At 60.8% G+C, this 10,554-nt stretch carries 6 protein-coding genes; 2 read left to right on the top strand and 4 right to left on the bottom strand.

The window, feature by feature from the left end; translation table 11 throughout:
- Positions 1-61: 61 nt before the first annotated feature.
- On the bottom strand, positions 62-718 hold the full coding sequence (locus AC1Q6J_RS20210; RefSeq protein ID WP_492280972.1) for a hypothetical protein: 657 nt from the start codon (positions 716-718) through the stop codon (positions 62-64).
- Positions 719-1,017: 299 nt separating this feature from the next.
- Complete coding sequence (locus tag AC1Q6J_RS20205) at positions 1,018-4,809, bottom strand: vitamin B12-dependent ribonucleotide reductase (RefSeq protein ID WP_492280971.1); 3,792 nt, start codon at positions 4,807-4,809, stop codon at positions 1,018-1,020.
- 727 nt (positions 4,810-5,536) lie between these two features.
- Between AC1Q6J_RS20205 and AC1Q6J_RS20200 the strand changes: the two genes are divergently transcribed.
- Both AC1Q6J_RS20200 and AC1Q6J_RS20195 read left to right on the top strand, forming a co-directional pair.
- The gene (locus tag AC1Q6J_RS20200; RefSeq protein ID WP_492280975.1) at positions 5,537-6,436 is read left to right on the top strand and encodes a DMT family transporter; all 900 of its coding nucleotides are present in this window, start codon (positions 5,537-5,539) and stop codon (positions 6,434-6,436) included.
- A gap of 210 nt (positions 6,437-6,646) precedes the next feature.
- Complete coding sequence (locus AC1Q6J_RS20195; RefSeq protein WP_492280970.1) at positions 6,647-9,085, top strand: autotransporter outer membrane beta-barrel domain-containing protein; 2,439 nt, start codon at positions 6,647-6,649, stop codon at positions 9,083-9,085.
- A gap of 90 nt (positions 9,086-9,175) precedes the next feature.
- Here AC1Q6J_RS20195 and AC1Q6J_RS20190 read toward each other — a convergent pair whose 3' ends face one another.
- Positions 9,176-9,619 (bottom strand): BA14K family protein, encoded by a 444-nt coding sequence (locus AC1Q6J_RS20190; RefSeq protein ID WP_492280969.1) that lies wholly within the window; start codon positions 9,617-9,619, stop codon positions 9,176-9,178.
- 166 nt (positions 9,620-9,785) lie between these two features.
- Positions 9,786-10,394, bottom strand: a complete 609-nt coding sequence (locus tag AC1Q6J_RS20185) for a BA14K family protein (protein ID WP_492280968.1) — start codon at positions 10,392-10,394, stop codon at positions 9,786-9,788.
- Between the last annotated feature and the right edge of the window lie 160 nt (positions 10,395-10,554).

Raw genomic sequence — 10,554 nt, 5'->3', positions numbered from 1 at the left:
CTTACGCATCGTCCGTCTCCTCGATTGGAGAACAGAACCCTAACTTATAATCGGGGGCGATTCAGGGGAGCAGGTCAGTGTCGACGTCCAAATTGGCGATGAAATCAGCATCGTGAAATATTTTTGCAACGCGTTGCCCGTGTATCTTTCCAACTTCGTTCTCGTCATCTTGAACCAGTGACTCGGCAAGATGGCGGTACTTGAGTGGGCCGGTCATGTGGTCGCTGTTGGCGAATTTTCTTGAGAGATAGTCAACTCTCGCTCCGCGGCGCGAATAGATTGAGATTTGGAAGAACAGTCTTCCATACACTGAGCGCAAGATATCGATTTCCTCTTTGCGCTTGAATTGATGAATCAGATATACAGTCTTACTGTACTGTTCGTCCGATTTTGGCAATTTAACCCGTTTCGCCATTATTCGCCTTATGGCGAGGGATGCCAGTGCTGCGTCTCCGAATTTTGCACGAACTTGATTGCCATAGCCAATGTACGTGACATAACGGCGGTGTAGCGTCGATTTGTCGAGTGGCTGTTCGGGAACAAAGTACTTCTGCAGTACGTTGAATACATCGGTAACTTTGATCTCGACTACTTTGTAGTTGCGGCGCTGAAAATAAAGCCGAAATGCGTTAATCGCGGGCATTAAATCGGCGCCGATAGGGCATACAAAGCCGAATACCAGTTCGGGCTGTTTTATCTTCTGGAAAGAATCGGGCATGGGTTATCCAGATATAAGCTTTCTGTTATCAATGCTTGAATACGGAGGAGCAGATGGCGGGCCTAATACCAATTCGACGTACGGTCGAGGAAATCGAGCGCGCTAACGCTGAATTGTTGCGTCAACATCACGAGCACTTGGCAAGGTGGATCGCTCAACGCAGACCGCTTTCACACGATGCAGAGAACTTCGAAAGCGAATCTTCGGAATCTTTGATAACAACCCCGTCTCGTTGATAAAATTTGTACTGAATGAAGTAAGGCCGCTCTTTCGAGCGGCCTTTTATTTTGTCGAAATCCTCACGAACACCCCGTCGTGCTGCCGCACGTATCGCACTTCATGCACGTGCCATTGCGCACCAGCGTGAAGTTGCTGCACTCCGTACACATGTCGCCTTCATAGCCACGGGCCTTGGCTTCCGCGCGGCGCTCGGCCTTGCTCGGTGCGGCCTGAGCCGTGGCTGCTGCGGCTGAACCAGACTTGCTCCAGTTCTGCTGCTCCAGCTTTTCGGTGGGCGACAGTTCACGCTCGGGCTCTGCCTTGAGAGCGGTGAGGGCGCTTGCCCCCCCACCCGGCGCGCTGCGCGCGCCACCCTCCCCACCAAGGGGGGAGGGATGAGAAGCGGTTGCGCCTGCGGCCGCAATCGACGTGACGTTGCTAGACGCCTGCGCTTCGACAGCACCGCCCTGCATGACGACGAGCTTGTCGGTGCGCGAGCGGGTGAGGCCCTTCGACAGGTACTTCGAGGAGTGCGACGCATCCGGCGACTTGCCTTCCTCGACGCCCTTGCCGAGCGCGTCGAAGTTGGTCTCGCTCGGATCGACATGGGCGAGATCGAAGCGCGACTGGTACGACACGGCGAGTTCGCGGAACACGTAGTCGAGGATCGAGGTCGCGAACTTGATCGAGTCGTTGCCCTGCACCGGGCCCGCGGGCTCGAAGCGGGTGAAGGTGAAGGCGTCGACATACTCTTCCAGCGGCACGCCGTATTGCAGACCGAGCGAAACGGCGATGGCGAAGTTGTTGATGAAGGAGCGCAGCGCCGCGCCTTCCTTGTGCATGTCGATGAAGATCTCGCCGAGGCGGCCGTCGTCGTATTCGCCGGTGCGCAGATATACCTTGTGCCCGCCGACCACGGCCTTCTGGGTGTAGCCCTTGCGGCGATCCGGCATCTTCTCGCGTTCGCGCATCACAACAATGCGCTCGACCAGCTTCTCGACGATCTTCTCCGAGACCTGGGTGGTGCGCGCCGCCATCGGCTTGTCGTAGAACGCCTCGATCGCGTCGTCCTCTTCGTCATCATCGGCGATGAGCTGCGAGTTCAGCGGCTGCGAGAGCTTCGAGCCGTCGCGGTAGAGCGCGTTGGCCTTGAGCGCCAGCTTCCACGACAGCAGATAGGCGGACTTGCAGTCCTCCACCGTAGCGTCGTTCGGCATGTTGATGGTTTTGGAAATCGCACCCGAGATGAAGGGCTGCGACGCCGCCATCATGCGGATGTGGCTTTCCACCGAGAGATAGCGCTTGCCGATCTTGCCGCAGGGATTGGCGCAATCGAATACCGCGTAGTGCTCGGCCTTCAGGTGCGGCGCGCCTTCCACGGTCATCGCGCCGCAGATGTGGATGTTGGCGGCTTCGATCTCGCGCCTGGTGAATCCGAGCGCGGTGAGCAGGTCGAAGCCAGGAGCCGCGATGGCTTCGGGATCGAGCTTGAGCGTGTCGCGCAGGAAGTCTTCGCCGAAGGTCCACTTGTTGAAGGCGAACTTGATGTCGAAGGCGGTCGGTAGCGCGGCTTCGGCCTTCTTCAGCGCTTCGTCGGTGAAGCCCTTGGCGCGAAGGGTCGAGGCGTTGATGCCCGGCGCGTTGGAGAGCGAGCCGTGGCCGACGGCATAAGCCTCGATCTCGGCGATCTCGTTCTCGGGGTAGCCGAGGGCGCGCAGCGCTTCCGGAACGGCGCGGTTGATGATCTTCCAGTAGCCGCCGCCAGCGAGCTTCTTGAATTTCACCAGTGCGAAGTCAGGCTCGATGCCGGTGGTGTCGCAATCCATCACAAGGCCGATGGTGCCGGTCGGCGCGACCACCGTGGTCTGCGCGTTGCGGTAGCCATGTTGTTCGCCGAGTTCGAGCGCCTGATCCCAGACGGCCTTCGCGCGGGTGACGATGTCGCCCTGCGGGCAGCTCGCGTGATCGAGCGGCACGGGATTGACGGCGAGCGCTTCATAGCCGCGGGATTCGCCGTGCGCCGCGCGGCGATGGTTGCGGATCACACGCAGCATGTGCGCGGCGTTCTTCTTGTAGCCGGGGAAGGGGCCAAGCTCCTTCGCCATTTCGGCGGAGGTCGCGTAGCTGGTGCCGGTCATCACCGCGGTCAGCGCGCCGCAGAGTGCGCGGCCTTCCTTGGAGTCGTAGGAGAGGCCCATGGTCATCAGGAGGCCGCCGATGTTGGCGTAACCGAGGCCGAGCGTGCGATATTCGTAGGAGAGTTCAGCGATCGGCTTGGACGGGAACTGCGCCATCATCACCGAGATTTCGAGCACGACGGTCCACAACCGGCACAGATGCTCATAGGCTTCGATGTCGAAGCGGCGGGTCTGCGTGTCGTAAAACGTGAGCAGGTTAGCCGACGCAAGGTTGCACGCCGTGTCGTCGAGGAACATGTATTCCGAGCACGGATTGGACGCGCGGATGTCGCCGCTGGCCTTGCAGGTGTGCCAGTCGTTCATGGTGGTGTTGTAGTGCAGGCCGGGATCGGCCGACGCCCAGGCGGCGTAACCGATCTTCTCCCACAGGTCGCGGGCCTTGAGCGTCTTGGTCACCTTCTTGTTGGTGCGGCCGATCAGATCCCATGTTCCATCGGTTTCCACCGCGCGCAGGAAGTCGTCCTTCAGCGAGACGGAGTTGTTCGAGTTCTGGCCGGCGACGGTGAGATACGCTTCCGAATCCCAGTCGGTGTCATAGGTGTCGAACGAGATGTCGGTGTAGCCCTGCTTGGCGAACTGCATCACGCGCTTGATGAGATTGTCCTGCACCATGGCGCGGCGCGCGAACTTGATCTCGCGGCGAAGCGCCGGGTTCTTCTCGGGATCGAAGCAGTCGTCGCCCGAACCTTCGCAGTTCACGCAGGCCTTCATGATGGCCTTGAGGTGCTTCTGGTTGATCTTGGAGCCGGTGACGAGGGCCGCGACTTTCTGCTCCTCCTTCACCTTCCAGTCGATATAGGTCTCGATATCCGGATGGTCGGCATCGACAACCACCATCTTGGCCGCGCGGCGCGTGGTGCCGCCGGACTTGATCGCGCCCGCCGCGCGGTCGCCGATCTTGAGGAACGACATCAGGCCCGAAGAGCGGCCGCCGCCGGAGAGCTTTTCACCCTCGCCGCGCAGGCGTGAGAAGTTGGAGCCGGTGCCGGAGCCGTACTTGAACAGGCGCGCTTCGCGGACCCACAGGTCCATGATGCCGCCTTCGTTGACGAGGTCGTCATCGACCCCCTGAATGAAGCAGGCATGTGGCTGCGGATGCTCGTAGGACGATTTGGATTTGGTCAGCTTGCCGGTCTTCCAGTCCACATAATAGTGGCCCTGGCCGGGACCATCGACGCCGTAGGCCCAGTGCAGTCCGGTGTTGAACCACTGCGGCGAGTTCGGCGCGACCATCTGCTTGGCCAGCATGAAGCGCAATTCGTCGTAGAACGCGCGGGCGTCTTCTTCCGACGAGAAGTACGAACCCTTCCAGCCCCAGTAGGTCCAGCAGCCGGCGAGGCGATCGAACACCTGCTTGGCGGAATGCTCGCCGCCGATGCGCTCGGATTCGGGGAGGGCGGCGAGGGCCTCGGTGTCCGGCACCGAGCGCCACAGCCACGAGGGAACGGTTTCTTCCTCGACCTTTTTCAGGCGCGAGGCGACGCCGGCTTTACGGAAATACTTTTGCGCAAGAACGTCGGAGGCAACCTGCGACCAGAACTCCGGCACCTCGACATTCTCAAGGCGGAACACCACCGAGCCGTCGGGGTTACGGATCTCACTTGTCGTCAGCCTGAAATCGATGGCGGCGTAGGGTGACTGATCGGCTTTGGTGTAGCGGCGTTCGATGCGCATTGTAGTGCCCCGTCTTTTACCGGCGCTCCCGTCCCTGACGGTAAGCCGGAGATTTCAATTTGCGAACCGGTTCGTTCGCCGTTTTCTGCCGTTCACGTCGTCCCGTATTCGAGTCCGAAGCCGCGGCCTGTTAACTCTGGTGGGCAAGGTACGGTCCCCAAAACCAGCCTTGCCCGAACGCCCCAAACTCGCCTTTTGCACCACGGCTTGCCGCGGTTTCGCCTTTGCCCGGATTGCCGTCCGGTTCCGAAAAAAGAGCAGACAAATCCACGTCCCGTGACCTCGACCGGTCTGACGGAGCTGCCTTCTCGACCCTTTTCGGGAGGTGCCCGGCGGGACTGAAAACCCCCGCGCCGGACAATCCTAAAGCTAGGCCGACTCCATCCGGCACGTCAAGGATTAGTGTCGAAACCTGAATCAAATACTAAATATGGTGGAAAATGCGGATTTCCAGCGGGATGATGCATCGCCGGATCGGTTCGCATTGCGGGAAGTATCGGTGAGTCCTTGTGGATTCGGAAGCCGAAATCTCACCTCCTTGTGAGTTCCTCCAAGCTTTGTCGCGAGCCTCCAAAATCGCGTCTTTGGTATGCGCGTATTTTGCGGATTTCGGGTGGATCGCGTGCCGTGCGCGTGGTCTTTCTCCCCGTCATCCACATGGTGTGGAATTTTGAGTCGAAGGACCAAACCTGTGGATAGCCGCACGCCACCCGAAGCGCTGATCGAAATGTCGCTCGAAGCGCGAGCCGCAGCAGAACGGCGAACGCGAACGATCGGCTACCTGCTGCTGGTCGCGACATCGGTCGGCTGGGGATTGAACTGGCCCGTCACCAAACAACTGTTGATGGAATTGCCGCCGCTCTCGGTGCGCGGCCTGTCGGGCATCATCGGCGCCGCGCTGCTGGCGCTGCTGGCATTGGCGTTTCGTCAGCCGCTGCGGGTGCCACGTGCGACGTGGCCGCGGCTTGTGCTGCTGTCGTTGCTCAACGTGACGGCATGGATGGCGCTGATGGGTCTGGCGCTGGTGTATCTGCCGGCGAGCGAAGCTGCGGTCATGGCCTATACAATGCCAGTCTGGGCCTCGGCGCTGGCGTGGCCGCTTCTCGGCGAACGGATTTCGCTGCTGCGCGTGGCCGCCATGGCGATGGCCATCGCCGGGCTCATCGCGCTGATGGGCGGCGGAGGTATTGCTGCAAGCTACGCCAAGCTGCCGGGCATTGTCTTGGCGTTGTCCGGTGCGTTCCTGTTTGCGCTGGGCACGGTGTTCGGCAAACGCTGGCCGCTCGGACTGCCACCACTGACCTCGGCAGTCTGGCAGATCCTGATCGGGTGTCTGCCGGTGGGGCTTGCGGGTCTCATGCTTGAACAGCCGCACTTCATGGCGCTGTCGTCGCTTGGCTGGACCTTGTTCGGCTATTCGATCGTGATCCAGTTCTGCGTGGCTTACGCCTGCTGGTTTGCTGCGTTACAACGATTGCCAGCGTCGGTCGCCGCCATCGGGACGCTGCTGGTGCCGGTCATTGGCGTGCTGGCGTCTGCCGCAGCGCTCGGCGAGCCGCTCGGCGTGGCCAAGATCGCGGCGCTCGGATTCACCATTGCAGGCGTCGTTCTGGCGTCACGATCCTGAGACGGCGGTGTCTCAATGCGCGCAGAAAGCGCCTGTTAATACGTCATAAATCAACGCTGTATCCCAAATGTAACAGCCCCTGGAACCTGAGCCTGTTAGGTTCCCGGTGGGCTATCGGCGGCTGACCATGCTGCCGAGGGAATGGGGTTGGGCGTGGCGTCGATTGTTGCGGACCGGGCGTTGGAGACGCGCGTGCGGATAGCGCGTGCGATGCGATTCCCTGTGATCGCGATCATGGCTGCGATCATCGCCGCTGTGACTCTGCCATCGACGGACGCACATGCACAATTTGCCTGCGTCGGGACGCTCGGCGCGAGCGATGTCGCCTGCACCAATACCGGGACGACAGCCGTTCCGTTCCTTCAGGATCAGCTCGGTACGTTCAATCTGACGATCACAAGTTCCGGCGCGAGCAACGGAATCACAACGACCAGCGTCGATGGCAACGTCACTGCGACGAATTCCGGCATCAATGCCGACATGCTGGACACCTCAGCCAGCGGCCTCGGCAACGCGACGTCGAACAATTCGGGGATCATCGGGACATACATCAGCACGTTGACCGGCGCGGGCAATGCGACCTCGACGAACTCCGGAACGGTTGTTCAGGGCATCACGACAGCCGCGCAGGATGGCGGCAATGCGCTGACCAACAACTCCGGAAGCGCTTTCGCGATTACCACTTCCACCGTACCCGGCTCGGCGCTGGTCGGCGGGTCGGCGACGTCGATCAATTCGGGCTTCGTGGCGAGCGTGATTGGCACCACGGCAGATGGCGGCGGAAACGCCACGACCACCAATTCTGGTATTGTCATTGACGGTCTGACCACGGTCACAAGCAATGGCGGTCTGGGTTCTGGCGCAGGCACCGCAACCAGTATCAATTCCGGCATAGTCGATACGATTATTACTCAGACCTTCGATGGCGGCAACGCAATCACTATTAATTCCGGACGCATCGCGAACGCGGGCTTTGGACCGGGAATCTTTAGCGGCGCCATTGATGGAGGCAACGCAACAACGGTGAACATCGGCTTCGTGAATGGAGGCATTTTTACCGGGAGCGGTATGGCCGGAGGCGACGGCAACGCGATCACTGCAAACTACGGCACCGTCATAGGCCCTGTTGTGACGGCCGCTGGCGTCGCAGGAGGCAACGGCGATGCATCCGCGTTGAATGCCGGCAGCATTTACGGCACGGTCGATGTAATTGCTGGTGTGATCGGCATGGCCAGTTTTACAAACGCGGGTTTGGTCGATGGAACCTCGAGCGGTGGATTGGCCATCAATCTCGCCCAGTTCGATCCCGCAACGCCAACAACGCTGAACATCCTGCCTGGCTCCCGCATTGTCGGAGAGATCATTCTCAACGGCGACACGTCCGATCCATTCTCGGTCGGCACCAAAGTCAATATCCTGAGCGGCCATGACATCTCATCCGTGCTGACATTCGGAGGTAGCGGTTGCGGATGCACCACTGGCGGCCTGACTGATACCGGCGCGGTCGTGAACGTCACCGGCGGCGCGCCTTATGTCGTCAGCGGCAACACGGTCGCCATTCTCGACCCGACGTCCTTCGCCAACGCAGACCGCAACATGGTCGATGTCACGCGCACGATCACCTCGCTGGTGACGAGCCGCCTTACCAATCCAGCGCCGATCGGCGGCAGCGGGTCGGCGGCTATCGGCTTCGCTCCGTCCGGCAATGTCGCGCGCGATATGGCCAACGACGCTTTCTCCGGGATTCCGGCGCTGGCCTATGCCAGCAATGACCGCGTGCTGTTGAGTAATCCAAGCTTCACTGCGGCCGATGGCACAAGCATCTGGGCGCAAGGCTTTGGCGGCCAGCGCATTCAGCAGGCCGATGCGCCGACGCTGCGCTCGGTGAGCAACTTTTATGGCGGCGTGCTTGGCCTCGACAAGACGGTGCAGCCCGGCCTGCGCCTCGGCGGTTTTATCGGCGGCGGCGCGATCAGGTCGACCATCGATCTGCATTCCGGCGATACCTCGAGCGATATCTTGTTCGGCGGTCTTTACGGCCGCTATGCGATGGGCCGCGCGTTCCTGGATTTCTCGTTGCTCGGCGGTTACAGCAGCAACGATGTGAAGCGCACGATCGCCAACAATCTTGTGCCAGGCTATGAATACGCCGCGGGCAAGTACAACGGCTGGTTCGTCAGTCCTGAAATCGCCTACGGCCTCAAGCAATCGCTCGGCTATAACCTGACGCTGACTCCATCCGCGCGTGTGCGCTATCTTGCTGCCGGTTTTGTCGGTTATCAGGAAAGCGGGGCGAGTACGAATTTGACGGTGGCTTCACGCACCTCGCACAATTTCGAGGAGCGCGGCGAGCTGAAGCTGACGCATACGACAAACGCAACGCCGACCGAGCAGCTTCAGTTGAGTGGCACCGCAGGCCTGATTGCCTTGCAGCGCGTCGGCGACAGCAATGTCAGCACCATCTTGCTTGGGCAGAGCCTCGCCTTCGCAACGCCGGGCAAGGGCAGCATCGTCGGCTTCTATGCGGGGGCCGGCTTCGACTGGCGTAACGCTACCGGTGTTTCGGTATTTGGCGCAGCCGAGTTCACTGCGATGTCCGACCAAAGCCAAACCATCACCGGCAGGGGCGGCGTGAAAGTTTCGTTCTAGGCGCTCCGTCGCTCCGTTGATCCAGCATCGATACAAAGAAAAACGGCGATGCAATGCATCGCCGTTCTCGAAATTAGATGTTTGTCGAACTTACGGGCAGGGGTAGCGGTTGCCGTCGTAGTTGAGATACGTGCCCGATGCCGGATCGTAGGAGCGGTAACGCCGCATGCAGTAGGCTTCCGCATCACCATAGCCGGGCGCGACCACTACAGGGGCCGGTGCGGGATAGTACGCCGGACCGCCGTAACCGTAGCCATATCCCGGGCCGTAGTAGTAAGGGTTTGAGCCAGCCGCGATTGCGCCACCGATGAGAGCGCCGGCGGCAAGTCCGATCCCGAGGCCAGCGCCGCCGCCGTGATAATATCCGCGTCGCCGCCACTGAACTTGAGTCACGAGCGAACTATCGGTGCCCGCATGGGCAGCCGCGAGAGGCTGGCTCGGCGCCAGCGGGGCAGCATGGCTGGATGACATCGCAGCCACCGGAAGCGCCAGCGCAACGGCTGCGATCGCGCATCCATTCCTAAAGGTGATCATCTTCCTCACTCCAAAGCCCGCATCGATCACTCTGCATCGGGGGCTACGCGGAATGCGCGGCTCCATGCAGCAGAGAGCAATGTTGGTTTGGATTCAGGCGCTTCTGGGGCGGTTCCATTTCCGGAACACCGCCCCAAAGGCCGGAAGTCAGGTATCGCGCGACTGCTTACGGGCAGGGATAGCGGTTACCGTCGTAGTTCAGGTATGTGCCTGACGCCGGGTCGTAGGATCGGTAGCGCTGGGCGCAGTAAGCCGCGTCGCCGTCAGCCGTTGGCGCGGCAGCATACTGTCCGTCGTCGACATAGGTCTCCGGCGCGTAAGCGTAGGTGTCATCGTAGTAGGACGGGTCGTTGTAATAATACGATGAGCCTATTGCACCGAGCGCCAAGCTAGCCCCGAAGCCGTACCCTGGAGCGCGCCAATGCCTGCGCCCGTGCCAATGCCGATTTCCGCTCCACTGACCGCCACCTCCGAGTTGGGCGACGGGACGTCCTGAGATCGCATGGTTTCCGAACACGGTTGAGGGCGGCCCCGAGAAACGAACGCCGCTACTGCCGACACGCGGAGTACCGCTGAAGCTGGGTCGCGCCACGGCCGCGCCACCAAAACCTGGACGCGCCGCGAAGCCGCCGCCACGGAAACCACCGCCTCCGCCACCGGCGTGGAATGCAGCGCCACCGCTACGTCCTTCCGGCCGCGCATCTGCGGTCGTTGCGACGAGGACAGGCGTAACTGCCAGAAGCGCGGCAGCGCTGATTGCTTTGAGATTGATCATGTGTTCGAACTCCGGGTGAACTTCATGAAAGAATGGAAGCGAACGTGAGATGTTCCGTGCTTTCCAAAGTTTGAGGTTCACGTTCGCACGAGCTGACCCAATGCAGCATGAACGGATTGCGCCGAAATGGTGTTCCTCATGATGAACCCTCGCCCTGCAC

This window comes from Afipia sp. MLSD5-FHT05B12 (assembly GCF_058793355.1).
The sequence above is the reverse complement of the archived record's forward strand: the minus strand, read 5'-3'. Positions and strand labels throughout refer to the sequence as shown.